The organism is Pseudomonas sp. FBCC-B545, assembly GCF_059134095.1.
Genome location: NZ_CP101441.1, coordinates 849,903 through 873,170, shown reverse-complemented (window position 1 = coordinate 873,170; position 23,268 = coordinate 849,903). Strand labels below are relative to the sequence as shown.

Here is a 23,268-nt window from a genome sequence, read left to right as displayed (position 1 = left end):
CTCAGGCCGTGTGTGCTGTGTGGGTGGCTTGCAACTGCGCAAGTACCGTTTGTTTGCAGGGCATGCGGAAAAACTGCTCCATGTTGATGTTGGCGCCGAACGCCTCGTTGACCTGGCCGATCAACTGGATCGCTGTGAGGGAGTTGGCGCCCAGGTCGAAGATGTCTTCATGGTCGCCCACCGGGCGCTGGAAGATGGCTTCGAAGATCTTGTCGAGTTTTGCTGAGCTCATGGTCTACCTGCCTTGTTGTCATTAAGGGGGCCGGTTGCCCGGCCCGACGGTAAGGTTCACGCCGCGACGCGGTCGCCCTCGGCCTGCAGCAGGGTGGCATCGAGCAGATCCCACAGGGCTTCCAGGTTGTTGAGGAAGTCATCGGCGCCCTGCACGATCGCCGCGCTGTTGTCGGGGTTGAGTACCGAGCCTACGGCCTCGATGGCGTTTTGTTCGTGCTGACATTCGGCGCCGGTTTCGCCGTAGTGCTCCACCAGGTAATGCATCGCCGGCTCGTCGAAACTGGCGCGGTACAAACCGCTATCGATCAGGCAGGCCTTTTCGCCGGGAATCAGTTGCCGGTTGGAAATGATCTCCAGAGCCAGGGCCGTACCGAGGCTTTTGTACACGTCTTGGGCGGCCGTGGACTTGCGCGCTTCGAAGGTCTGGATGGCTTTTTTGGTCTGGGGCATCAGGCCGGTGCTGAAGTCATACCCGGGCAGTTGGCCGAGCAGTTCGTCGGAGCAGCGCTTGAGCATGGACTCGATGTGGATCTGGTCGGTCAGGTCGTCGAAAACCGGCTTGCCAGGCACCGAGCGGTTGATGATATGCCCGGCCATCATGGCCAGTTCCGGGCCGTGGTTTTCCTCGCTGTCGACGATCTCCTGGAGCAGGTGGCTTTCCGTGGACAGGCCGATCTGCTTCAAGCCCTGGGGCAGGTTCCAGCCGGGACGGGTGGCGTCGCAAAAACTGCGGATATGGTGGAAAAGGGCGCCGATGGCCTCGGTGCCGGGGTTGACCCGCGCCCAGTTCTGGAAAATCGGATGGCTGTAGCAACGATGGGTTTTGACGCGGTCCACAAGGTTTTCTATACGCATGATCGATCTCCCGATGAGTGGTTACTGCATAGGATTTCTTACTGCTTGAGGTTAGGTGTTGCTCTAGTGACCGACGATCAGGCGACTGCCGGAAAGGCCGGGTTTGCTGATAGTCACGTCGCTGAACCCGGCTTTTTCAAGGAGCCCGCGCCAGCCGTCTTCCGTCGGGAATTTGCGGTCCATGAAGTGGGTGTGCAAAAACGTGAATGCCAGCGAGTAAGCGTTGTTTTCCCAGGGCGCGTCATCAGGGATGGCGTCGGCAATCACCAGCTTGGCCTGGGGCGAGGCGGCCTTGATGGCGGCCAGCAGGCGCGGCAGGACTTGGCTCTGGGTGGGGTTGAGGTCGTGGAACACGAAGCCTGCGTGAATGACATCGACATCCTTGAGCAGGCTCGGGTCAGTGATCAGGCTCTCCACCGGTGCGTGGATCACCTGAATTCGCTGGCTCAGGCCTTTGCCCTCGATAATTTCCCGGGCCTTCTCGCAGGCGCTCGCGCTCAGGTCGATGCCTATGGCAGTGGCGTTGGGCAGTTGCTCCAGCAGGCGGATCAATAATCCGCAGGTGCCGGAGCCGAAGTCGATGATCTTCTTCGGGTTGGCCTTCAGGATTTCCTTTTCGGCATGGGGATAAAAGTCGGTCGCCCCCATCCACTTGGACGTCCTGGCCACGTGTTCGCCGTTACGCACGTAGGTATCGATCGAACCGGGCAAGTCGTTGGCGAACTGCACCGGGTGTTCGATCAGCGGTGCACAGGACTGCAGGGCCCAGAGCAGGTAGCCGCAGTTATTGACCGCTACCGGCAGCTCGGCAGTGCCGGTGTAGTGGCCCGCACGCTCAGTCGCCAGCCCCAGCTTGCACAGCGCCTTGAGGTAAGACTCTACGAAATGCTGTTTGGCGCCGCTGATACGCACCACTTGCCCGGCCTCGAACGGCTCGCCCTGCATCAGCAGTTCGACGACCCCCAGGCGTGCGCCCATCTCCAGGAAAATCGACTTGCCTGCCAGGTTTTGCGCAGAGTCTATGGCTGTTGCTGACATGACCTGGGTCATGATCCACCTCCGTGTGTGATGAGCCTGCGCTCAGGTTTTTCGGTCGAAAAAGTTTTCCAGTGCAATGGCTGCCTTAATCAAATGCTTGCGCACCAACGCTTCGGCGCGATCAAGGTCCTGGTGGGTTGCAGCTTCAACCATCGCCAGGTGTTCATCTTGTGACATGTGCTCGCGTCCCATGGCCGACAGGTGAAAGCGCAGGTATCGATCCTCCACCGACAGCTGTTTCTCCACCAATTGCAACAACTTCACATGGGGCGTCTTGCCGTACAGGCACATGTGAAAACGTTTGTTCAGTACACCCAGTTGGTCCATTTCCGTTTCGTCATGCATTTGCTGGATCAAGTCCCGGGCCAACTGCAGATCGTCACTTGTCAAAAAAGGAATCGAATACCGAATGGCGGCCGGTTCCAGTGCCAGGCGGATGGCGTAGTTATCGAGGCCATCGGCTTTGGAAATCTGCGTCACGATCGCGCCCTTATAGGGTACGAAGTCCACCAGTGCTTGCGCTTCCAGCTTCTTCAGGGCCTCGCGAACTGGCATCCGACTGACGTTGAAGGTTTGCGCCAGCTCTTCCTGGCGCAAGACCTCTCCCGGAGGAAGACGGCCCTCCAGAATTGCCTGCTTTAACACCTGTTCAATCTGCTCGCTGGCAGTCCTGTGTTGAATCTCTCCGAGGTCGCTGAGCAGTTTGCTTTTCAAATCCACTTCTCACTACTATTGGACAACATATCCAATATCCAATGGATATTGGTTTTAGCATCGAATATTTTGGATTGCAAGATTGGCCCTTTTCTTTCGTCGCAAATCCGACGAGCGAGGTGGCAGCATGAGTGCTTTGAGTAAGACTGGCGTCGCAGGGGGCCAGGTGCCCGGCGAGTGGGTGAGCCTGGTCAGCACGGGCGCGAGTGCCGCGCTGATCGGCTTTATCAGTACGTTCTTTATCGTCTTGCAGGGTTTTTATAACGTGGGTGCCACCCCCTCCCAGGCGGTGAGTGCCTTGGCGGTGTTGTGCCTGTTCCAAGGGGTGATGGGGATCGGGTTCTCCCTGGCCACTAGAAAACCTTATGCCTTTGCCTGGTCGACGCCGGGGTCGGCCATTTTGCTCAGCTATAACCAGCCGCTGGGTGGGTTCGATGAGGCCGTGGGGGCTTTTTGCATGTCGGGGGCGTTGATGCTGGCCCTGGCCTCGGTGCCACGTATTGCCCGCTACATCGAGAAAATTCCCGCCAGCCTGTCGTCGGCGATGCTGGCGGGGGTCTTGCTGTCACTGGCCAAATCCTTTGTGCCAGCGTTTGAGACCTACCCGCTGATCGTCGGGTTGGTAAGCGGCATCTGGTTGCTGCTGTTTATCTACAAGCCGTTGGTCGCTTTGCCGGTGGCGCTCGGTGTGCTATTCGCCTATTTCCTGTTCCAGCCGGCGGTGCAACCGGTGGTTGCGGCGTCGGTCCACGGGGTCGAGTTTGTCGCACCGGTGTTTACCCTCTCATCCTTTATCAACCTGTCGATCCCGTTGTTCGTGGTCACTTTGTTTTCGCAAAACATCCCGGGCTATCTGATTTTGCGCAACAACGGCTACGCCACTCATTTTCCCGGCACCCTATTCGTCACTGGGCTAGCCACCTCGTGCGCGTCGTTGTTCGGTTGCCACAACCTCAACCTGGCGGCGCTGACGGCGGCCATGTGCGCCGGCCCGCTGGCGTCCCATGACAAATCCCTGCGCTACATTGCCAGTTGCGCTGCAGGGGGGACCTACCTGGTAATGGCGTGGTTTGCGGCCGGCCTGGTCAGCCTGCTGTCAGTGATCCCGTCGCAGATCATTCTCGCGCTGGCGGCACTGGCCCTGTTCAGCACCCTGGCAGATGCGTTGCGCGATTCGCTCAAAACTGAGCCGTACTACCCGGCCGTGGCGACGCTGATGATCACCGTGTATTTCCCGAATTTCTTCCATGTGTCGTCATCATTCTGGGGATTGTTGCTGGGCACCCTGTTTTATCTGATCTACAACAAAAAAAGGCTGGGCTGAAAGCGCTTATCAATCTGCCCGGCTCGGTTCAGCCATTGAACTGCAAGGCATCGGTAGGATTGGGGCCTCTTGCAGCCAAAGCCCTCATGGACAGGAACGCCATCTTCTGCCGCTCGCCACTTAGAGGGATGTCCAACTGGTTTGCCCTGCATCCGCGTGCAAGGCACCTGCAAAGACCGGCAGCAGCGCCTGGTTAACGTAAACATTGGCCACCGACAAGCCGCACAGTAAAGCAATGCCCGCCAGAATCAGCGGCGTAAAGTGTGTATTGGGCGACATCAGCATGGCTCCGGAGCGGCTCTCAGGTATCAGATGAAAAACGCACGGCATCGGGCGCGGATTCAACACCGGCCTCGCTTTGGCGCCCCAGGAACAGGAAGACCACGGCAGCAGTGAACAGCGTGAACATCGCCAACAGCTGCAACAAGGTGTTGAACCCTGAGGTATAAGCAGAGCTCAGCACCGCTAATGGAATTTGACCGGCGTCGGCGCTCGCGTGTTGGATATCACCCATTACCAGGCGTTGCGCGATACCCGAATAGTCGACAGCAGACAGTTTGACCGCGTCACTGAGACTCAGATGATGCGCCACCAGCGCCGTCAGCACCGCAACCGTAATTGCCAGGGCGACACCTTCGTTGGCCACCCGCGTGGTGTTGAAAATACCCGCGGCCATCCCCGCTCGTTCTTTGGGAATAACACTGATCGACAAACCATCCATCAAGCCCCACGGCAAGCCGGTGCCGATACCGGTCAGCAGCATAGCCGCGATAATCTGCGCATGGGCGCCGACCGGAATCGTACTCAGCCAGTAGAGTCCGGCCGCCGCGATCACAAAGCCGATCGCGCAAAGTATCCCTGCCGACAGCCAGCGCGTCAGCGACGCGGCAGCCATCGGTACAAACAGCATTGGGGCAGAGAGTGCCAACATCATCAACCCCGCCTCAAACGCGCTGGCCCCTTCCACACCGATAAACCGAAATGGCAGCAAGACGATCAAGACGATGTAGCAGTAGCAGGTGCCGATCGGCAGGATCTGTACACCGACAAAGCGCGGAAACAGGAACAGCCCCAGTTCCAGCATCGGATGTTCCGCCCGATTTTCAACCATGATAAACAGCAGCAAAAACACCGCCGCCCCACCCAGCAAATCGCCCGACTATCTGCAGCGTAAGGGGCGCCCCGTCACGCTCATTGAGCTTGAGCATCACGAGTGCTTGCGTTACCGATTTGTCACCACGGGTAAAATCATGGACTGGAGTATGTCTTCGGCGCCCCAGTTCACGCAGCTGCGCCTGCCCACCGCACTGATCTTGAACAACATGGAGGCCATGCTGATGGCCGCGGTGGATAGGCATGGCATCGCATTTGTCCCGGATTTCCTCGCGCGCGAAGCCATCGCCCAGGGGCGCCTGGAAACCGTGCTCGAGGGTTACAGTGAAGATCAGGGGCAGTTCTGGGCGCTGTGGCCGTCCAGCCGCCATCTTTCACCGAAAATTCGCGTATTCGTAGACTTTGCCGCCGAGCATCTATTTGCCACTCCTGGCGTCGACAATCCGGGAGCAACGCGTTCATGAAGCATTGTCGCCACCGTGTCGCCCAGGTATCGGCCTTGTCAGCCCGCAGCGATATTGCTAGTGTCGACTCATGAGTAATTATTGCCTCACCTCGACAACCACCACCATGACCGCTTCAAGCGGAGCGTGCGAGGTGTCGTGAGCCAATAACAGACGAACACTTCAAAGGCCCGCCAGCGATGGACAGGGCCTTTTTTTATGCCCTTGTGTCGCTGGTTCATACGCAAGGAGATGCACCTATGTACGCCCTGTTGATACTCGATATCCAAGTCGGACTCATCCACGGCCCGGAAAAACCATGGCGTTGCGACGAACTGTTGGAAACGCTGAATACCCTGATGGACAAGGCCCGCAGCGCAGGCGCGCCGATTTTTCTCGCCCGTCACATCGGCCCCGCTGGCTCGCCAATCGAATCGGGTAGCCCGCTTACGCTGGTTGCAGAGGAACTGAAGTTGCTAGGTGGAGAAGTGATGTTCGAAAAGCGGCGGCCCAACGCTTTTGCGATGACAGACCTTGCTGATAATTTGCGCTCCAGCGGCGCCACCGGCGTGGTAGTCACTGGGATGAAAACGCAATACTGCGTCGACAGCACCTGCCGCGCCGCGCGTGATCTTGGCTTCGATGCGGTACTTATCGCCGACGGTCATACCTGTTCTGACACGCCCTTGATGAAAGCAGAGGTGATCGTGGCTCATCACAATGCCACGCTCAATGGGCCGTTCTGCCAGTTGGTTCGGGCTGAGGAGTGGAGCTTTTAACAGAGCCTGACGACGGGGGACGCCAACAGGGCCGAGCTTCGGAATTTTCCCGCAAGTTGCCGCGCTGTTGGTGAACTAGCGCAAGCCACCTCACAACGCTAACTTCTTTGCGTCGCTGATGATCAGCGACCGGCTTTGACAGGCCGAAAAGTGTAACCTTTCACACCCCGTGATAAGGCGGCATGCTTACGCATTCCGCCCCGTTCATGGCGGCTGTGCGTGGGGCATCTTCGGGTGCGCCGGGTTCCTACACTTCCGGTCTGTCAACCCGCGTACAGCTGCCACCCATTCCTGTTTGACAGCAGGGAGAGGCAGCTCCTTAAACAGTGTGGGAGCTTCATCATGAAAAAAATCACCCCCAATCCCCCAACCACCCTCTTCATCCTCGCCGAAGACATCCACCCCGAAACCCTGCTAATCCAAGCCAGCGAAACCCTCGCCTCTCTCAACGCCATGACCACCGACTTGGCTTTCGAGCTTGAAGGCGCGCACCGCCACAAGTTGCTGGCCGCTCAGCAATTGATCGTTCTGGGTGAGTTACTCGTAGAACGAGTCCTGAACACCCAGCCATTCACTAGCCAGACGCCACAGCCCTAAAACACGAAAAAGGGCGAGACGCCTCACCGCACCTCGCCCGCTGGCATCCCCTCACACTTCCCATTACCCTGACGGCCTTTATCAGACAACCGGAAGTCAGATACCCGTGTTCAAGCCCTTCGCCGTCATCGCACTCGCCTTTATCCCTTCATTCGCAACCGCTGCCGAACTGGCCGGGGTCTGGCAAGGCACCTTGGGCAAGTCCGCTATTACCGTCTGTTTCAATGGCGCCGACGGGGAGCATGGCAGTTATTACTACCAGCGCATCCGTACTCCTATCCAGCTGACTCAGGCCAACGACAACGCCCCTTGGGTGGAGGAAGGAAACACCGGTTTCTGGGCCCTGCAAAACCCCCAGGGCGATACCCTCTCGGGAGCCTGGAGCAAAACCGCCGACGGCAAGCCGCTACCCCTGGCCTTGCGCCGCATCGGCACGGACGGCTGCGGCAGCGATGCCTATAACGCGCCCATGGAAGCCGCGCCGCTGCCGATCAAGACCGAGAAGAAGACTTTCAAAAACCACTCCTACGCGCTCAAGACCCAAGGCCCCCATGTCACGCTCAAGCTGGAAGGTGACAGCCCGGCAGTGCAGAAGATCAACCAGCAGCTCGCCGCCCTGGCCGTCAATGACGAGGACCTAACCGACTATTTTTATGAACGACGTGAATACCTGGGTCGAAACGGGTCTGTCTATACCAGTGAAATCGAGGTTGAACCCGCCTATTGGTCATCGCAATTCCTCACCGTGCGGTTCTACCGCTGGGCCGCAGGCCAAGGCGCCATGGGCATCAGTTGGGGCCTGCACTCCTGGAACCTGCAAACCGGTGACAGTGTGGACCCATGGACCTGGCTCGGCGGCCATCAGCAATGGTATGACGCTTATTCCGGCCACTTGAAGCTGCCGGCCGCCTTCAGCACTTGGCTGGCCAAGCAAACCACCACCGACGAGGGCTGCCCCGCGATTACCGATTACTCCAACTTTCACCTCAGCTTCAACACCCAGGGCCTGCAACTCTCGACACCGGCCAATGGTGACGGCTGCGACAACGACTTGGCCTTCACCTGGGAGCAGTTGGAGCCGGTGCTGACCGCACAAGGCAAAGCGGCAGTGCCCAGCTTGAAACTGCCTTGATACGCCGGAGAAAAACCCCACGGCCGTTCACCAAAGGTTAAGAATCGCGCTCGTATACTCCCTGACTACCCATGACCGGTCGCCCGATCGGTCTCATGCCCCGGTAGCCAGATTCCATGACGCGTCCCGCTCCCCTGCTGCTCCTGCTTGCTGGTCTGCTGTTCTTCTTTGCCCTTGGCAACCATGAGCTGCAAGGCTCCACCGAGGCCCGGGTTTCCGGGATCGCCATGGCCATGCACCTGGACGATGACTGGGTGGTGCCGCGTCTGTTTCGCGAGCCGTTCCTGGAAAAACCACCCCTGAGCCTGTGGCTGGACGCCGGGGCGATTCGCCTATTTGGCGCCAGCACCGGGGCCGTGCGTTTGGCCTCGGCGTTCGCCGGTTTGTTCAGCGTGATGCTGCTGTACGGCATGCTGCGCCGCTTTGGACGACCGCAGACACTGGCATTCAGCGCTGCGCTGATCCTGGCGACCATGGCCAGTTACTGGGGCAATGTGCGAGGGGTGGGTGAGGATTCGTTGCTCAGCCTCGGCGTGACCACTGCCCTGCTGGCGTTTTACCAGGCCGTGCGGCCGGAACGCCAAGGCTCCAGTGTGGGGGCCTGGGCGTTGTTTACCGCTGGCATGGTCATCGCCACCCTGAGTAAAGGCGTGTTGGGCCTGGCGATGCCGGGCATCGTGATCTTTGTCTACTTGCTCAGCACCAGCCTGATGGATAGGCGCCTACGCATCGGTGACTGGCTCAAGCCGGCACTATTCACGCTGCTGGCCTTGGTGCCCTTGCTGATCTGGCTGGGGTTTCTGTTTCAGCGCGGCGGGATGCAGGCGGTGGGTGAAGTGTTATGGACCAATAGCGTCGGGCGCTTCAGCGGTTCGTTCGTAGAAGCCGGGCATTACGAGCCGTTTTACTATTACCTCGCGAAACTGCCCGAGGCCTTCCTGCCCTGGAACATCCTGGTGTACCTGGGCCTGTGGCACTTCCGTAAAAGCCTGGTGCGTAATCGCTACCGGTTGTTTTTCAGTGTGTGGCTGGTGGCGCAGTTCACCCTGCTGACCCTGGCTTCCAGCAAACGCACCGTGTACTTGATGGCGCTGACGCCAGCCGCGGCGGTACTGGCCGCCGAATATGCGCGGGTGTTGCTGGAGTGGGCCAAGGCACACAGGCCGGCGCTGTACCGTTACCATCGGCGCATCATCGCCGGGGTTTTCAGCCTGGCCATCGCTTGTTACCTGAGCGCGGCATTCTGGTTCGCGCCTAAAGCCGACGTGCGCCACTCATTCGTACCGGTGATGAGCCAGATCCAGACGCTGCAGGACGAAGGGAAAGCGGTGGCGATGTTCCAGCCCAACGAGCGGATCGCCGGCGCCAGCGTGTTCTACCTGCAAGCCTACCTGCCGATCCTTAAGACCGAAGCCGAGCTGCGCGCCTTCCTCACTGTCAAGCCCGGCAATGTTGCGCTGATGGATCACACCGACCGGCTGAATGAGAAGGTCACGGTGATCAAGCAGATGGCGATCAACCGCCAGCCTTACTACTTCGTCGAGCAGTAAGGCCGGCGCGGGGCATCAGTGCTTGGTGAGCTTGTCCAGGTAGCCCATGGCAAACGCCGAGACTACGAAGGTCATGTGGATGATCACATACCACATCAGGTGTTGCGGATCGACGTTCTTGGCGTCCATGAAGATGCGCAGCAGGTGGATGGAGGAAATCGCCACGATGGAGGCCGCCACTTTCATCTTCAGCGACGAAGAGTCCATGGTGCCCAGCCAGTTGAGCTTTTCCTTGTTTTCATCGATATCCAGCTGCGAGACGAAGTTCTCGTAGCCGGAAATCATCACCATCACCAGCAAGCCGCCCACCAGGGCCATGTCGATCAGCGACAGCAGCAACAGGATCACTTCCGCTTCCAACATGGTGAAGATGTTGGGAATCACGTGAATGATTTCCTGGAAGAATTTCAGCGCCAGGATCAGCAAGCCCAGCGACAGCCCCAGATAGATCGGCGCCAGCAGCCAACGCGAGGCGTACATCGTATTTTCGATAAAGCGTTCCATTGAATCTCACACAGCTTGGCTAAAAATGGCGCCGAGTATACCAGCCGCCACCCGGCCCCTGTCACCGCTAGAAAACTGACCCAAGTGGCATCTGTAAGAGAGTTTTTCTGCTAGTGTCGAGACCATTAACTCGGCTCGATGATGTCGGACAGGAAAACTCAGATGATGGATGTGCGATCCCCTTTGGCCACTCTCGGCCTGTGCGCGGCGTTGCTGATGGCCAGCGGCTGCTCCCCCAAAGAAGAGCAGAAGCAAGCCACCCTCGAAGAGAAAACCGCCCAATTCGAACAGTCTCTGGACGACATCCAGGATCCCAAGCTGCGCGACGCCATTGCCGACCTCGGCGGCTCGCTGCTGTTGCTGGAGCGTGCGCGCCTCAAGCTTGCCAGCAAGCCCATTGAAGCCGAGTACGGCGAAGACAGCCTGGCCCTGCTCAAGCACTACCCTACCCCGCAGGCCCTGGTGGACACTTATATCAACGGCCTGTTCGTGCTGCGCAAGACCTCTCATTCGGACTATCTGACGGATTTGCAGCCGGTCTTCCCGTTCAACTTCAATGCCCCCGACCAGTTCCCATTCCCCCATGGCCTGGAATGGCAATCGGTCACCCTGAGCAACAATAAAGTCATTCCTTTCCAGCCGGAGTGGTCGGAAACCGATCCTGGCATCCAACTGAGCCCCAGCAGCTCCAACCTGACCAATCCCGACGACCTGACGGTCACGTATCCGTTTATCGAGGGCATCGAGACGGAAAACAAAAGCCAACCACAGCCGGTCAGCCTCAAAGGCGCAGTCGAAGTGGTCACCCCGGGCAAGGTGCTGACTTTCGATCTGACGAAAAAAGACGTCGGCCATAAACGCACCGAGGGCAATATCACGCTCAACCTGCTGGCGCTGGAAAAGAACTACGCCGAGATCGAACTGACCAACAGCGCCCCCCTCGCCGCCGAACTGGGCGACGAGTCGCCGAACCCGCTGCTGGTGCAGGCACAGGACAGCACCGGGCAATTTCTCACGCGCTCAGGCTCGATCAACGAGAGCGCCGCGCAGGTGGCGTTCTATGAGAAACAATTGGCTGAAATGCAGAAACAAAAGACCTGGTCCGAGGCCCTCGAGAAACAGCTTACCGACGAGCAAAAAGCCTTCGAACACAAGCAGAGCAGCCATTACGCCAAGGTGTATTTCAATGGGCTGATCGACAATCTGCAGGTCAATGTGCTGGATTTTTCTACAGCTACGGTCACCCACAAAGACCTGAACCTGCCGGTGCTGCGCTTCGACAGAAACAGCCTGCAGAAAACCGTGCAGGCTCTGCCGATGCCGGTCACGGTGTATGACGACAGCGCCGCCAGTTGGCTAAAAGATGCCTCGATGAGCGAAGACCAGCTCAAAAGCAGCGTCACCATCAGCCAATCGACCGAAGACGCCAGTGCGGCGAAAATCGTGTTTGATCACCCCTACACGTTCAATGACGACTTGGTCGGCGCCGAACGTAACAACAGCGATGCGCCTATCACCTTCTTCACCGCCGACGACAAGGGCGAACGCGGCGAGCCTATCGAGTTGCCGACCGAGGCGTTTGAGCTGAACGCCGTCAGCGGCACGCTCACATACGACCTCAACCTGTTCCCTGAGACTCCCGCGTTTGTAGTGGGCTCCGTACCGCTCTTCCTGGCCAGCATTGAAAAAACCACGATTGACGCGGCCAAGCTGCCCAAGGGCCTGTCGCTCAAGGACAACGCACTGATCGTCGACCAGAAGGATTTCCCATCCGATAGCTGGCGCTTCTATGCCAAGGACGCCAGTGGCAAGTACCTCAAGGAGATCCTCAGCGTCAGCCACCGTGCCGAGGAATACGGCACGGCGTTGTTTGACGTGCATTACTTCTACGGCCAGCCGACTACGCTGGAAAGTTACCAGCGCACTGACCTCAGCACCGTGCAATACGGCTTTGAGGTCAAGCTGGACAAGCCTGAGAGTAAATAGCCGTCGCTACAGGGCCAGCCGCTCTTGACTGCCATTGAGTTGGCGCAGATGGGCTTGCAGGTGCAGGCACCAGATCTGCGGTTCGTCCATCTGCTCATAGCCATGCAAGGTCAGGTTATCGACGATGGAATCCAGCATTGTTTCAGCCACCCAGGGCCCATTAAACGGGCCCTCGGACTTGACGGTGGAAGGCTGTTCGCCCGACATTCCAGCGGCAAACAATAACGTCCACATGCCGTTATCCCCGGCGAGTGGGCGAATGGAGCATTCAATACGGGTGACCAGGCCCAGGCACTGGCGGGTAAGGCAAAGGTTGCGCGACATGGCGGCGACCCTCGGTAGATCGGTGTTCAGCCCCAGCGCAAGGCGAGGCTGTCTCTATCCTGCGACTCCTGTGGATATCCCTGAATTGAGAATAGAAGAAAAACGCGCCAAACCAAGGTTGTAGGGACCAACGGGCGTTTTCCCGGGACAACTGTCAATTTAGTGACATACGCAGGAGCAAATGTGGGAGGGGGCTTGCTCCCGATTGCGGTGTGCCAGTCTAAGTAATTTTGACTGACCCACTGCTATCGGGAGCAAGCCCCCTCCCACATTTTGATCTCCATCGAGCTTGAGGGATCAGGTCGGCTTGGCTTCTGCCAACGCCTGCTGCGCCAGCTCCTTCTCCGCCTCCTTAAGATCTTCCTCGCTGATCATCTCGGCAATCGCCCGCAAACGCTCAACCACCCGCGCATTCACGGTGCCTTCAGGAAATTGCCCCTCTGCGTCCGGCTCACCGGCATCCTCGCCCACCAACAGGCTCAACGCCTCATCCGCCTGGCGTACCGCATAGATATGGAATTGCCCGTTGCGCACGGCCTGCAACACCTTCTCATCGAGCATCAGCGTGGCAACATTGGCCTGGGGGATGATCGCGCCCTGCTCACCGGTCAAGCCGCGGGCTTCGCAGAGCCGGAAGAAACCTTCGATTTTCTCGTTGACCCCGCCCACCGCCTGCACTTCACCAAACTGGTTGATCGATCCGGTGATGGCGAAGCACTGCTTGAGCGGCGTCTTCGACAAGGCCGAGATCAAGGTGCAGGCCTCGCCCAGGGAGGCACTGTCGCCGTCCACATAACCGTAGGATTGCTCCAGGGCGATGCTAGCGGAGATGGCCAACGGGAATTCCTGGGCATAGCGGCTGCCCAGGTATCCGGTGAGGATCATCACCCCCTTGGAGTGGATCGGCTGGCCGAGGTTAACTTCGCGCTCGATGTCGACAATCCCGCTGCCGCCCGGGTATACCGTGGCGGAAATCCGCGCCGGGACACCGAATGCCGAGTCGCCGACCTCCAGCACCGTCAGCCCATTGCACTTGCCCACGGCGGCACCAGCCGTGTCGATGAGAATCACCCCGGCGAGCATGTCGTCGAGAATCCGCGCCGACACGCGACCGGTACGCGTGGCCTTGGCCTTGAGGGCGCGCTCGATATGCCCGGCATCGGTCATCTCGTCGCCCGCCAGGTGGCGAATGAAGTCTGCTTCGCTGACCAACTGGAACAAATCGCCAATTCGCGCCGACAACCGGCCCTGGTGTTCCGCCAGGCGGGCACTGTAGGTCGCCAGGCGCGCCACCGCGTCCGAGGTCAGTGGCGCCATGCCTTCTTCCGAGGTGCGGGTTTTCAGCAACTGGGCGAACTGCTCCAGGCTTTCGTCGACCATCGGGATGTCTTCGTCGAAGTCCACCAGTACGCGGAACATCTCCTGGAAGTCCGGGTCGGCATCTTGCAACGCGTAGTACAACTGGCGCGAGCCGATGATGATCACCTTGACCTGCAGCGGGATCATTTGCGGGTTGAGGGTCACGGTGGCCAGGCGGCCCAGTTCGCCCAGGGGCGATTCCATCTTCAGCTTGCGCGATTGCAGGGAACGCTTGAGCGCATCCCACACGAACGGCTCGCTGAGCATTTTCTCGGCTTCAAGAATCAGGAAGCCGCCATTGGCGCGGTGCAAGGCGCCCGGGCGCAGCTGGCGGTAGGTGGTGTAGAGCGCGCCTTGGTCGGTGCTGTATTCGATGCGGCCAAACAGGTTGTCGTAGGTAGGGTGCGGTTCAAACACCACTGGCGCGCCACCGTTGAGCGGATGGCCCACCACCAGGCTCGGGCAATACTGCTCTTCGAGCAGCTTGCGCGCCTGGGCATCGGTCTTGGCGTCATCCACCAATTGCTCGACCACGGTTTTGAGCAGGTACACCTGCATGGCTTGCAGGTAGCCGCAGACGCCGGCGTTTTCTGCGTATTTTTCCGACAGCGGCGCCAGCAAAGGCTGCAGGGCCAGTGTGATGGTTTCTTCGTTGAACTGGCGCAGTTGGTTGTTGGACTCACGCTTCCACTGCGGCAGGCTGGCGAGTTCTTCGTTGAGACGTTCTTCCAACTCGGAGATATCGGTGTGGAAGCGCTCGCGATCGGCCTCAGGCAGTTGCGAGAACTCGGCTTCGTCCAGCGCCTTGCCATCGAGCATCGGCGTGAAGGCGATGTTGGAGCTGTCGCGGTACAGCGCCACGTCCTTTTCCAGGGCCAGGCGTTCGATCACGTCCAGCGCCTTGTCATAGCGCTGGTTGAACGCCCGGTCGATGGCGCTTTTGCGCTGTTGATAAGTCGGGTGTTCAAACACTGCCGGGAAGGTCGCGACCAGGTTGTCGACCAAGCCGTTGATATCGGCGATAAACGCCGCAGCGCCGCCCCCCGGCAATTCCAGGGCGCGGGGTTCGCGCGGCTCATCGAAATTATTCACATAGACCCAATCTGCCGGGGTCTGCAGGCGCTTGCCTTCGGCTTTCAGGTAGCGTTTGACGAACGAAAAGCGGCCGGTGCCCGGCTCGCCCATGACAAACACGTTGTAACCGGGGCGTGGCATGGCCACGCCGAACTGCAAGGCTTCAACCGCACGTTCCTGGCCAAGCACACCGCGAAAGGGCTCCAAATCATTGGTGGTCGAGAAGCTGAACTGTTCAGCGGAGAAAGGGCGAGTCAGCGCTTCGGGCGCTAGACGCAAGCTGGCAGCAACAGGATCAGGCATCGGGCTTCCTTACATCAGGCGGGGCAGATGGGCGCATTCTGGCTCCCGGTTGAGCGCTCTGGCAAGGCGCGCTTTCGGGAAAGCATAGCCACCGCACGCGCCCTACAAAAAAATCGCCGGAGATTGAATGTTTATAAAAAAACACGGAACCCCGGGAACGTGCCTAAACTCCAAATTGCGCGGGTTGGACTAATAACTGGCCCCTAGGGCGTTGCGAAGCGCCTGAACCCTTGTCCATTGGTTTGCACACAAAGAGAACAAAGCTATGAAACGGATCCTTCTTGGTACTCTCTTCACCGTCGTCTCCCTCAATGCAATGGCAGAAGCACCAGGTGGCCCGAACTGCGGTTGGGGCAACATGTTGTTCGAAGGCCAGCGCGGCACTCCGGCCCACTTCCTGGCCTCCACCACCAACGGCACCTCGGGTAACGCCACATTCGGCATGACCTCGGGCACCAACGGTTGCAGCACCAACAGCGCCCTGACCTACGGCGGCAAGTCCTGGATTGCCATGAATGGCATGATGAACGAGCTGTCCGAAGACATGGCCAAAGGCAACGGCGAAGCACTGACCACCTACGCGGTGGTACTGGGTGTTGCCCCGGAAGATCGCGATCACTTCGCGGCCGTGACCCACGAGCACTTCCAGCAGATCTTCAGCAAGGCTGACGTGACCGCTGACGACGTGCACAACAACACCATCGCAGTACTGAAAAGTGATGCCCGTCTGGCGAAATACGCAACCCAGGCTTAAGCTCGACCCGCCCGCGTCTTTCGAGGCGCGGGTTTTATTTTTTCGACCTGCCCCCCTTGGGTCTTTTTTTCAGTCCGACTTAAGTAGCCCCAATGCTCAAACGCCTCGCTTGCCTGGCTCTCTTCGCCTGCGCCCCGCTGCATGCGGCCCCGCACCTCGACGATCAACGTTTGCAGCAACTGGCCAATGACCCGTTCTGGCTTTCGCTGGGGCATTACGAAGCCGGCAAGATCAGCGGCTGGCGCAGCTATGTCAGCGACAAGAAGTTCTTCCTCGCCGCCGATGGCGCCCACCATCCAGACGCGGAACTCAGGGCCTCCGTCGATGCGCTGTACGCCCCGGCCAGCCTGGGCGAAAAGCACGCCCAATGCGTCTACCCTGCACGTACCCGCTGGCTCAAGGATCAGTTGCATCTCACCGACCTGCCCGCCCTGGACTGCAAAGAATTCACCCAATGGTTCAAGGACGTTGCGCCCCATAGCGCGGTGATGATCTTCCCGGCAGCCTACCTCAACAGCCCGTCGTCGATGTTCGGCCACACCCTGCTGCGTATCGACCAGGCCGACGTGCAAAGCAACAACACCGCGTTGCTCAGCTATGCGATTAACTTCGGCGCCTACATCGAAGGCTCCGACAACAGCATACTCTACGCCTGGAAGGGCCTGATGGGCGGCTACCCCGGCCTGTTCGCCCTGGTGCCATACCAGGAGAAACTCTCCGAATACCGTAGTCTCGAAAACCGCGACCTGTGGGAATACCGCCTGAACCTCACCGAAGTCGAGACCAAGCGCATGGTCGAGCACGTATGGGAACTCAAGCAGATCCAGTTCGACTACTTCTTCTTCGATGAAAACTGCTCCTACCGCCTGCTGGAGCTGCTGCAAGTGGCACGCCCCGGCCTGCGCCTGACCGAGCAATTCCCGCTTACTGCGATCCCTACCGACACGGTCAAGGCCGTCAAGGAAGCGGGCTTGGTGGAGAAGATCGACTATCGGCCCTCCCGTGAGCGCGAACTGCTGGAACGCGCCAAGCCGTTGGATGGCGATGAGCAACAGTGGGTATTGAAAATCAGCGATGACCAGAAGCAATTGCAGGAGCCGGCCTTCAAGACCCTGCCCCGCGATCGCCAGGCCCTGATAGTCGACGCCGCCTACCGCCTGGGCCGCTATCGCGCCAACGGTCTGGAGCGCGACAGTGCACGCTCCCAGCGCAGCTTCGAGCTGCTGCGAGCGATCAACCAGAACCCTGCGCCCGACCTCAAGATCACGCCCCCAGGCTTGCCCGAGAACGGCCACCAATCGCGCACCTGGCAAGCCGGCGTCGGCACCCGAGGCGACAAAGCCTTCGGCGAATACGGCCTGCGCATGGCCTATCACGACCTCAACGACAACGCCGAAGGCTTCCCCCTGGGTGCCCAGATCGAAATCCTGCAAATGAAACTGCGCCAGTACGAAGGTAACCACTGGCAGCTGCAGCAACTGGACCTGGCCACCATCCGCTCCCTGACCCCGCGCAATGCGCTGCTGCAACCCTGGTCATGGCAAGTCACCGGTGGCCTGGAGCGGGTACCGGGCAAGCACGACGATGAAACCCTGGTCGCCCACGTCAACGGCGGCGCCGGCGGCACCTGGCAACTGAGCGACGACATGCTCGGCTTCGCCCTCGGCACCGTACGCGTAGAGCACAACAACGACTTCAGCGAAGCCATCTCCCCCGCCGCCGGTTTCAACACCGGCGTGCTATGGAAGAACCCGCTGGGCAACCTGAGCCTGGAAGCCAAGGGCGATTTCTTCACCAACGGCGAAGTGCGGCGCAGCATCAGCCTCAACCAGCAGTGGGAACTGTCGCGCAACCTGGGCCTGCGCCTGAGTGCGCAGCGCGAATACAGCCACTTGTCCACGCCGGTAAATGAAGTGATGCTCGAAGTGAAGTGGTACCACTACTGACTCAAGCCTGATGAAACTCAAAATGTGGGAGGGGGCTTGCTCCCGATAGCAGAGTGTCAGTCTCAGTATTTTTGACTGACCCACCGCAATCGGGAGCAAGCCCCCTCCCACATTTTGTTAGCATTGCTCACATAATCAGGAGCCCACTTACTATGGCCGTTCACTGCACTACCCTCGAAGAAGTCCGCAATAACATCGACCTTCTTGACCAGCAAATCGTCACTCTGATCGCCGAACGCGGCCACTACGTTTCCCAAGCCGCACGCTTCAAAAAAAACACCGATGGCGTCAAGGCGCCACAACGGGTTGAACAGGTGATCGCCAAGGTGCGGGGGTTATCTCAGGTGGTCGGCGCCAACCCTGAGGTCACTGAGCAGGTGTATCGCGCGATGATTACGGCGTTTATTCGACAAGAATTAGCTGAATATGCTGTGCTGGACAAAGCTGACAAACCATGAGCCTGATCCCTCCATCACTGACGAGATTTACGAATACGCCGATCAGCTAAAAAAGACAGTGGGTTACTACGAATAAAGCCTGCAGCGGGAGACGGGAGTTATGGATAAAACTGTGGGAGGGGGCTGCCCCCGATAGCGGTGGGTCAGGAACAAATAGACTGACTGACACCCTGCCATCGGGGGCAAGCCCCCTCCCACACTTGGTTTTGTACTTGGCCAAAAGTCCTGCACATCCCTCTGACACCACTTTCACATACAGCTGACAAAACCCCTTCTAGACTCTCCTTAACAGCCGTGAACCGGCCAGGGAGTACGCCATGTGGCGGTATGCGCTAATGCTGTGTGCAGTGGTATGGCTGGCGGGTTGCCAAACAACCCATCAGGATTTGTTGGCCAAGGGTTATCCACCCGCCTTTGCCGATGGCTTTGACGACGGTTGCAGCAGCGGTCGCCAGGCTGCGGGGGTGATCACGGGGGAGTTTCGCAAGAACGTGCCGCGCTATCTGAAAGAAAAGCACTACGCCGAAGGCTGGGAGGATGGTTTCCGTCAGTGCAAGGCTATGCGCGAGAGCGAAGAGCTGCGCGACTACCAGGACAACCGCAACAACGACCGCGAGCACGAGTGGCAGCAAGAAAAAGACCGCGATGCGGCCAAGGCCTATCGCTCGCAATAGGTCGTTTGCAGACATCCATCGAAACTAAAGCACGGCGAATATGGCCCAAACGCCATAGAGGGAGAACGCCATGAGCCGAGCTTTTGTAAATGAAGACAATGCTGCCGCCCAGGCCGATCAGCCGGTGGAGCGTCAGGTCAGCGAACAGCCCAACCGCCTGACCGCGCAAGGGTTGGCGCAGTTGCAAGCCAAGGTTGCGCAATTGCAGCTTGAGTACAGCGCCGAGTCCGCCAAGGGCGACAAGGCCGATAAACAGCGGCAAGCCGATCTTGAGCGGGATCTGCGCTACTTCAACCAGCGAGTGCAAAGCGCCCAGGTTGTGCCGCCTGCCACGTCCACCGACAAGGTGCAGATCGGCAGCTGGGTCACGTTCGCCAACGAGCAGGACGAGCAGCAGCGCATCCAGTTGGTCGGTGAAGACCAGGCCGACGCCAACGCAGGGCTGATCAACTGGGGGTCGCCCCTGGGCCGCGCCCTGCTGGGTGCCCAGGTGGGTGACGAGGTGCTGTGGAAACGCCCCGTCGGCGATCAGTTGATCGAAGTGCTGAGCATCGAACCCGAGGTCTAGACGATGCCCTGGGCCAGCATCGCGTCAGCGACTTTCACAAAGCCGGCAATGTTCGCGCCCTTGACGTAGTTGACCCTGCCGTTTTCCTCGCCGTAATGCACGCAGGCATGGTGGATCGACTGCATGATGTTGTGCAGCTTGCTGTCCACTTCCCCCGCGGTCCACAACAGGCGCATGGCGTTCTGCGACATTTCCAGGCCGCTCACCGCCACGCCGCCGGCGTTGGATGCCTTGCCCGGTGCGAACAGAATGCCCGCATCGATAAAGATATCCACAGCCTCAAGGGTGGTCGGCATGTTGGCGCCTTCGGCCACGCAGAGGCAGCCGTTGTGCAGCAGGGTGCGGGCGGCGTCGCCGTCGAGTTCGTTCTGGGTGGCGCATGGCAGGGCAATATCGCAGGCCAGTTCCCAAGGCGTCTTGCCTTTACGGAACTCCAGGCCGAAGCGTTCGGCCAATTCACTGATGCGCCCGCGTTGCACGTTTTTCAGCTCCAGCAGGGCTGACCATTGCGCCTCGGTCAAACCACTCTCGGCGTACAAGGTGCCTTCGGAGTCCGACAGGGAAATCACCTTGCCGCCCAGGTCCATCACCTTGCGCGCCGCGTATTGCGCCACGTTACCGGAACCGGACACCGCCACGCGCTTGCCTTCAACGCGCTGGCCTTGGCGCTTGAGCATTTCCTCGGCGAAATAGACGCAGCCGAAACCGGTAGCTTCCGGGCGGATCAGGCTGCCGCCATAGGTCATGCCTTTGCCGGTCAGCACTGAGGTGAATTGGTTGCTCAGGCGCTTGTACTGGCCAAACAGGAAGCCGATTTCCCGTGCGCCCACGCCGATATCACCGGCCGGTACGTCCACGTCCGCACCGATGTGGCGGTACAACTCGCTCATGAACGCCTGGCAGAAGCGCATCACTTCGGCGTCACTCTTGCCCTTGGGGTCGAAGTCCGAGCCGCCTTTGCCGCCGCCCATGGGCAACGAGGTCAGGGAGTTCTTGAAGGTCTGCTCGAAGGCGAGGAATTTCAGCACACCCAGGTTCACCGACGGGTGGAAGCGCAGGCCGCCTTTGTAGGGTCCGATGGCGCTGTTCATCTGGATACGAAAGCCGCGATTAACCTGGACCTTGCCATGATCGTCCACCCACGACACCCGGAAGGTAATCGCGCGTTCCGGTTCGCAAATGCGCTCCAGGATGCCCGAGGTCAGGTAATGGGGGTTGGCTTCAAGAAAAGGCCACAGGCTGCGCAGGACTTCTTCTACGGCCTGGTGGAATTCCGGTTGGTCCGGGTCGCGTTTCTTGAGGCGGGCCAGGAAGGATTCGACGGATTCGATCATGAAAAGTCTCGGCAAATTGATTGTTGTTAAACGGAGATTGGGCCGGACTTTATCAATTCGTTTCGCACCGTGACAGGGCAAAATGTCGCCTTTGTGAAATTAAATGGTGCACTGGATATAACTGTATCCAGTTTTACAGGGTTTTATGCACTTAAAAGAGGATTTCAAATCAAGGGAGTGCACCAGCAGGTAAACCGCTATCGGGGGCAAGCCCCCTCCCACATTCGACCGTATTAAACACACAAAAAACGGAGCCCGAAGGCTCCGTTTTTTCAAACCAACCTGAATCAGGCCAGTTTCTTGTGACGCACACGGTGCGGCTGGGCAGCGGCTTCGCCCAGGCGCTTTTTACGGTCTGCTTCGTACTCGGTGTAGTTACCTTCGAAGAACACCGCTTGGGAGTCATCTTCGTACGCCAGGATGTGGGTCGCGACGCGGTCAAGGAACCACCGGTCGTGAGAGATCACAATGGCGGCGCCCGGGAAGTCCAGCAGGGCTTCTTCCAAAGAACGCAGGGTTTCCACGTCGAGGTCGTTGGACGGTTCGTCGAGCAGCAACACGTTGCCGCCCTCTTTCAATGTCAGGGCCAGGTGCAAGCGGCCGCGCTCACCACCGGACAAGTCCTTGACGAACTTCTGCTGGTCGCCGCCTTTGAAGTTGAAACGGCCGACATAGGTGCGCGACGGGATTTCATAGTTACCGATGCGGATCTGGTCGGAACCGTCGGAAATCTGCTGGAACACCGTCTTGCTGCCGTCGAGGTCTTCGCGGCTCTGGTCCACGCATGCCAGTTGCACGGTGTCGCCGATCTCAATGCTGCCGGAGTCCGGAGTCTCCTTGCCCATCAGCATACGGAACAGCGTGGATTTACCCGCGCCGTTACCACCAATGACGCCGACGATCGCGCCTTTTGGCATGGAGAACGACAGGTTGTCGATCAGCACGCGGTCGCCATAGCCCTTGCAGACGTTCTTGAACTCGATGACCTTGTCACCCAGGCGCGGGCCGGCCGGGATGTAGATTTCGTTGGTTTCGCTGCGCTTCTGGAATTCCTGCGACTGCATTTCTTCAAAGCGTTGCAGACGTGCCTTGGATTTGGACTGGCGGGCCTTGGCGCCTTTGCGCACCCACTCCAGCTCTTCCTTCATGGCTTTTTCGTGAGCCGATTGCTGCTTGGATTCGGCAGCCAGACGGTCGGACTTGGCTTCCAGCCAACCGGAGTAGTTGCCCTCGTAAGGGATACCGGCGCCGCGGTCGAGCTCGAGGATCCAGCCGGCAACGTTGTCCAGGAAGTAGCGGTCGTGCGTGATTGCGACCACGGTGCCCGGGAAATCGTGCAGGAAGTGCTCCAGCCACGCGACGGAATCGGCGTCCAGGTGGTTGGTCGGTTCGTCGAGCAGCAGCATGTCGGGGGCCGACAGCAGCAGGCGGCACAGGGCCACGCGACGCTTCTCACCACCGGACAGGTGCTCGACCTTGGCGTCCCACGCCGGCAGACGCAGCGCATCGGCGGCGACTTCCAGCTGGCGCTCCAGGTTGTGACCGTCGCCGGCCTGCAGGATCGCTTCGAGCTTGGCCTGTTCGGCGGCGAGTTTGTCGAAGTCGGCATCCGGTTCGGCGTAGGCGGCGTAGACCTCGTCCAGACGTGCCTGGGCGTCCTTGATCACGCTGACGGCCTCTTCGACCACTTCGCGCACGGTCTTGGTCGGATCCAGGATCGGCTCTTGCGGCAGGTAGCCGATGTTCAGGTCCGGCATCGGGCGGGCTTCGCCTTCGAACTCGGTGTCGACGCCGGCCATGATTTTCAGCAGCGTGGACTTACCCGAACCGTTGAGGCCGAGCACGCCGATCTTGGCGCCTGGGAAGAAGGACAATGAAATGTTTTTCAGGATTTCCCGCTTCGGCGGAACAACTTTTCCCAGCCGATGCATGGTGAAGACGTATTGAGCCATGGTGAACCTAGCGTCAGTGACTGATGAATTAAGCGGGCGAAGCCCGTGCCAGGCCATGCGCCGCGCGGGCCGTTGACGGTGATCAATGCCTGCGTGGGGAAAAGCCTGAGTGTCTGGGGCTGGAACGCCCCCGCGTAACCGGCAAAGCTACCTGAATGCGCTGGGGCAGTCCAGCCAGGCGGGACTGGCACTTTGCCACAACTCAAGGCATGCTAGCCGCCCTCCGGGCGTCCGGCTTATAGTGCACGTCGCG

Annotated in this window: 21 protein-coding genes and 2 pseudogenes; 12 read left to right on the top strand and 11 right to left on the bottom strand. The window is 59.4% G+C overall.

All coding sequences use genetic code 11. From position 1 onward, the window contains the following. Position 1 precedes the first annotated feature (1 nt). The 4 genes from NMB39_RS04110 to NMB39_RS04095 form a co-directional block, all read right to left on the bottom strand. Positions 2 to 232 (bottom strand): acyl carrier protein, encoded by a 231-nt coding sequence (locus NMB39_RS04110; protein ID WP_198718886.1) that lies wholly within the window; start codon positions 230 to 232, stop codon positions 2 to 4. Between the two features lie 56 nt (positions 233 to 288). Beyond that, positions 289 to 1,089, bottom strand: coding sequence for a hypothetical protein (locus NMB39_RS04105; RefSeq protein ID WP_057024524.1), 801 nt, complete (start codon positions 1,087 to 1,089; stop codon positions 289 to 291). A 63-nt stretch (positions 1,090 to 1,152) separates the two neighbouring features. Next, a complete protein-coding gene (locus NMB39_RS04100) occupies positions 1,153 to 2,139 on the bottom strand; it encodes a class I SAM-dependent methyltransferase (RefSeq protein ID WP_198718885.1) in 987 nt (328 codons plus the stop codon). A 30-nt stretch (positions 2,140 to 2,169) separates the two neighbouring features. Beyond that, the gene (locus NMB39_RS04095) at positions 2,170 to 2,847 is read right to left on the bottom strand and encodes a GntR family transcriptional regulator (protein ID WP_332873477.1); all 678 of its coding nucleotides are present in this window, start codon (positions 2,845 to 2,847) and stop codon (positions 2,170 to 2,172) included. A 121-nt stretch (positions 2,848 to 2,968) separates the two neighbouring features. Here NMB39_RS04095 and NMB39_RS04090 point away from each other — a divergent pair, with 121 nt between their 5' ends. Further along, positions 2,969 to 4,165, top strand: coding sequence for a benzoate/H(+) symporter BenE family transporter (locus NMB39_RS04090; RefSeq protein ID WP_057024551.1), 1,197 nt, complete (start codon positions 2,969 to 2,971; stop codon positions 4,163 to 4,165). Between the two features lie 120 nt (positions 4,166 to 4,285). Here the strand turns inward: NMB39_RS04090 and NMB39_RS04085 are convergent, their stop codons facing one another. Next, a complete protein-coding gene (locus tag NMB39_RS04085; RefSeq protein ID WP_156422419.1) occupies positions 4,286 to 4,444 on the bottom strand; it encodes a hypothetical protein in 159 nt (52 codons plus the stop codon). A gap of 22 nt (positions 4,445 to 4,466) precedes the next feature. Next, positions 4,467 to 5,315 (bottom strand): annotated as a pseudogene (locus NMB39_RS04080) (MFS transporter); the annotation flags it as partial. 1 nt (position 5,316) lies between these two features. Here NMB39_RS04080 and NMB39_RS04075 point away from each other — a divergent pair. The 5 genes and pseudogenes from NMB39_RS04075 to NMB39_RS04055 all read left to right on the top strand — a co-directional run. Beyond that, positions 5,317 to 5,742: pseudogene (locus NMB39_RS04075) on the top strand (LysR substrate-binding domain-containing protein); the annotation flags it as partial. A gap of 239 nt (positions 5,743 to 5,981) precedes the next feature. Beyond that, positions 5,982 to 6,500: a cysteine hydrolase family protein gene (locus NMB39_RS04070; RefSeq protein ID WP_464006288.1), complete on the top strand. Its 519-nt coding sequence runs from the start codon at positions 5,982 to 5,984 to the stop codon at positions 6,498 to 6,500. A gap of 342 nt (positions 6,501 to 6,842) precedes the next feature. Then, positions 6,843 to 7,097 carry a DUF6124 family protein gene (locus tag NMB39_RS04065; protein WP_046069586.1) on the top strand — a complete coding sequence of 85 codons (255 nt, stop codon included), beginning with the start codon at positions 6,843 to 6,845 and terminating at the stop codon, positions 7,095 to 7,097. A gap of 106 nt (positions 7,098 to 7,203) precedes the next feature. After that, entirely contained in the window at positions 7,204 to 8,229 is a 1,026-nt protein-coding gene (locus NMB39_RS04060) for a hypothetical protein (RefSeq protein ID WP_494339611.1), read from the top strand. Positions 8,230 to 8,345: 116 nt separating this feature from the next. Further along, the gene (locus NMB39_RS04055) at positions 8,346 to 9,779 is read left to right on the top strand and encodes an ArnT family glycosyltransferase (RefSeq protein ID WP_494339612.1); all 1,434 of its coding nucleotides are present in this window, start codon (positions 8,346 to 8,348) and stop codon (positions 9,777 to 9,779) included. A 15-nt stretch (positions 9,780 to 9,794) separates the two neighbouring features. Here NMB39_RS04055 and NMB39_RS04050 read toward each other — a convergent pair whose 3' ends face one another. Further along, the gene (locus NMB39_RS04050; protein ID WP_005791582.1) at positions 9,795 to 10,283 is read right to left on the bottom strand and encodes a TIGR00645 family protein; all 489 of its coding nucleotides are present in this window, start codon (positions 10,281 to 10,283) and stop codon (positions 9,795 to 9,797) included. Positions 10,284 to 10,445: 162 nt separating this feature from the next. Between NMB39_RS04050 and NMB39_RS04045 the strand changes: the two genes are divergently transcribed. Beyond that, complete coding sequence (locus NMB39_RS04045) at positions 10,446 to 12,269, top strand: hypothetical protein (protein WP_494339613.1); 1,824 nt, start codon at positions 10,446 to 10,448, stop codon at positions 12,267 to 12,269. 6 nt (positions 12,270 to 12,275) lie between these two features. On the opposite strand, the gene NMB39_RS04040 is transcribed toward NMB39_RS04045, so the two are convergent. Both NMB39_RS04040 and NMB39_RS04035 read right to left on the bottom strand, forming a co-directional pair. Further along, entirely contained in the window at positions 12,276 to 12,593 is a 318-nt protein-coding gene (locus NMB39_RS04040) for a PA4575 family protein (protein WP_057024519.1), read from the bottom strand. A 297-nt stretch (positions 12,594 to 12,890) separates the two neighbouring features. Next, positions 12,891 to 15,329: a Lon protease family protein gene (locus NMB39_RS04035; RefSeq protein ID WP_046069590.1), complete on the bottom strand. Its 2,439-nt coding sequence runs from the start codon at positions 15,327 to 15,329 to the stop codon at positions 12,891 to 12,893. A gap of 265 nt (positions 15,330 to 15,594) precedes the next feature. Here NMB39_RS04035 and NMB39_RS04030 point away from each other — a divergent pair, with 265 nt between their 5' ends. The 5 genes from NMB39_RS04030 to NMB39_RS04010 all read left to right on the top strand — a co-directional run bounded on the left by NMB39_RS04030 (position 15,595) and on the right by NMB39_RS04010 (position 19,729). Then, the gene (locus NMB39_RS04030; protein ID WP_003194274.1) at positions 15,595 to 16,083 is read left to right on the top strand and encodes a DUF3015 domain-containing protein; all 489 of its coding nucleotides are present in this window, start codon (positions 15,595 to 15,597) and stop codon (positions 16,081 to 16,083) included. 92 nt (positions 16,084 to 16,175) lie between these two features. After that, entirely contained in the window at positions 16,176 to 18,029 is a 1,854-nt protein-coding gene (locus tag NMB39_RS04025; RefSeq protein WP_494339614.1) for an Lnb N-terminal periplasmic domain-containing protein, read from the top strand. A gap of 152 nt (positions 18,030 to 18,181) precedes the next feature. Continuing rightward, complete coding sequence (locus NMB39_RS04020) at positions 18,182 to 18,487, top strand: chorismate mutase (RefSeq protein ID WP_057024518.1); 306 nt, start codon at positions 18,182 to 18,184, stop codon at positions 18,485 to 18,487. Positions 18,488 to 18,804: 317 nt separating this feature from the next. Further along, positions 18,805 to 19,161: a hypothetical protein gene (locus NMB39_RS04015; protein WP_005791596.1), complete on the top strand. Its 357-nt coding sequence runs from the start codon at positions 18,805 to 18,807 to the stop codon at positions 19,159 to 19,161. Positions 19,162 to 19,231: 70 nt separating this feature from the next. After that, positions 19,232 to 19,729 carry a GreA/GreB family elongation factor gene (locus NMB39_RS04010; RefSeq protein WP_306956459.1) on the top strand — a complete coding sequence of 166 codons (498 nt, stop codon included), beginning with the start codon at positions 19,232 to 19,234 and terminating at the stop codon, positions 19,727 to 19,729. Here the strand turns inward: NMB39_RS04010 and gdhA are convergent. Further along, on the bottom strand, positions 19,726 to 21,063 hold the full coding sequence (gene gdhA, locus NMB39_RS04005) for an NADP-specific glutamate dehydrogenase (RefSeq protein WP_198719119.1): 1,338 nt from the start codon (positions 21,061 to 21,063) through the stop codon (positions 19,726 to 19,728). The genes NMB39_RS04010 and gdhA overlap by 4 nt on opposite strands. A gap of 287 nt (positions 21,064 to 21,350) precedes the next feature. Beyond that, on the bottom strand, positions 21,351 to 23,015 hold the full coding sequence (gene ettA, locus NMB39_RS04000; RefSeq protein ID WP_046069594.1) for an energy-dependent translational throttle protein EttA: 1,665 nt from the start codon (positions 23,013 to 23,015) through the stop codon (positions 21,351 to 21,353). Positions 23,016 to 23,268 lie beyond the last annotated feature (253 nt).

What these genes read in the sequence shown, in the direction of transcription:
- NMB39_RS04110 (WP_198718886.1), bottom strand. Translation starts at nt 232, where the DNA reads ATGAGCTCAGCAAAACTCGACAAGATCTTCGAAGCCATCTTCCAGCGC.
- NMB39_RS04105 (WP_057024524.1), bottom strand. Translation starts at nt 1,089, where the DNA reads ATGCGTATAGAAAACCTTGTGGACCGCGTCAAAACCCATCGTTGCTAC.
- NMB39_RS04100 (WP_198718885.1), bottom strand. Translation starts at nt 2,139, where the DNA reads ATGACCCAGGTCATGTCAGCAACAGCCATAGACTCTGCGCAAAACCTG.
- NMB39_RS04090 (WP_057024551.1), top strand. Translation starts at nt 2,969, where the DNA reads ATGAGTGCTTTGAGTAAGACTGGCGTCGCAGGGGGCCAGGTGCCCGGC.
- NMB39_RS04085 (WP_156422419.1), bottom strand. Translation starts at nt 4,444, where the DNA reads ATGTCGCCCAATACACACTTTACGCCGCTGATTCTGGCGGGCATTGCT.
- NMB39_RS04070 (WP_464006288.1), top strand. Translation starts at nt 5,982, where the DNA reads ATGTACGCCCTGTTGATACTCGATATCCAAGTCGGACTCATCCACGGC.
- NMB39_RS04065 (WP_046069586.1), top strand. Translation starts at nt 6,843, where the DNA reads ATGAAAAAAATCACCCCCAATCCCCCAACCACCCTCTTCATCCTCGCC.
- NMB39_RS04055 (WP_494339612.1), top strand. Translation starts at nt 8,346, where the DNA reads ATGACGCGTCCCGCTCCCCTGCTGCTCCTGCTTGCTGGTCTGCTGTTC.
- NMB39_RS04050 (WP_005791582.1), bottom strand. Translation starts at nt 10,283, where the DNA reads ATGGAACGCTTTATCGAAAATACGATGTACGCCTCGCGTTGGCTGCTG.
- NMB39_RS04045 (WP_494339613.1), top strand. Translation starts at nt 10,446, where the DNA reads ATGATGGATGTGCGATCCCCTTTGGCCACTCTCGGCCTGTGCGCGGCG.
- NMB39_RS04040 (WP_057024519.1), bottom strand. Translation starts at nt 12,593, where the DNA reads ATGTCGCGCAACCTTTGCCTTACCCGCCAGTGCCTGGGCCTGGTCACC.
- NMB39_RS04035 (WP_046069590.1), bottom strand. Translation starts at nt 15,329, where the DNA reads ATGCCTGATCCTGTTGCTGCCAGCTTGCGTCTAGCGCCCGAAGCGCTG.
- NMB39_RS04030 (WP_003194274.1), top strand. Translation starts at nt 15,595, where the DNA reads ATGAAACGGATCCTTCTTGGTACTCTCTTCACCGTCGTCTCCCTCAAT.
- NMB39_RS04025 (WP_494339614.1), top strand. Translation starts at nt 16,176, where the DNA reads ATGCTCAAACGCCTCGCTTGCCTGGCTCTCTTCGCCTGCGCCCCGCTG.
- NMB39_RS04020 (WP_057024518.1), top strand. Translation starts at nt 18,182, where the DNA reads ATGGCCGTTCACTGCACTACCCTCGAAGAAGTCCGCAATAACATCGAC.
- NMB39_RS04015 (WP_005791596.1), top strand. Translation starts at nt 18,805, where the DNA reads ATGTGGCGGTATGCGCTAATGCTGTGTGCAGTGGTATGGCTGGCGGGT.
- NMB39_RS04010 (WP_306956459.1), top strand. Translation starts at nt 19,232, where the DNA reads ATGAGCCGAGCTTTTGTAAATGAAGACAATGCTGCCGCCCAGGCCGAT.
- gdhA (WP_198719119.1), bottom strand. Translation starts at nt 21,063, where the DNA reads ATGATCGAATCCGTCGAATCCTTCCTGGCCCGCCTCAAGAAACGCGAC.
- ettA (WP_046069594.1), bottom strand. Translation starts at nt 23,015, where the DNA reads ATGGCTCAATACGTCTTCACCATGCATCGGCTGGGAAAAGTTGTTCCG.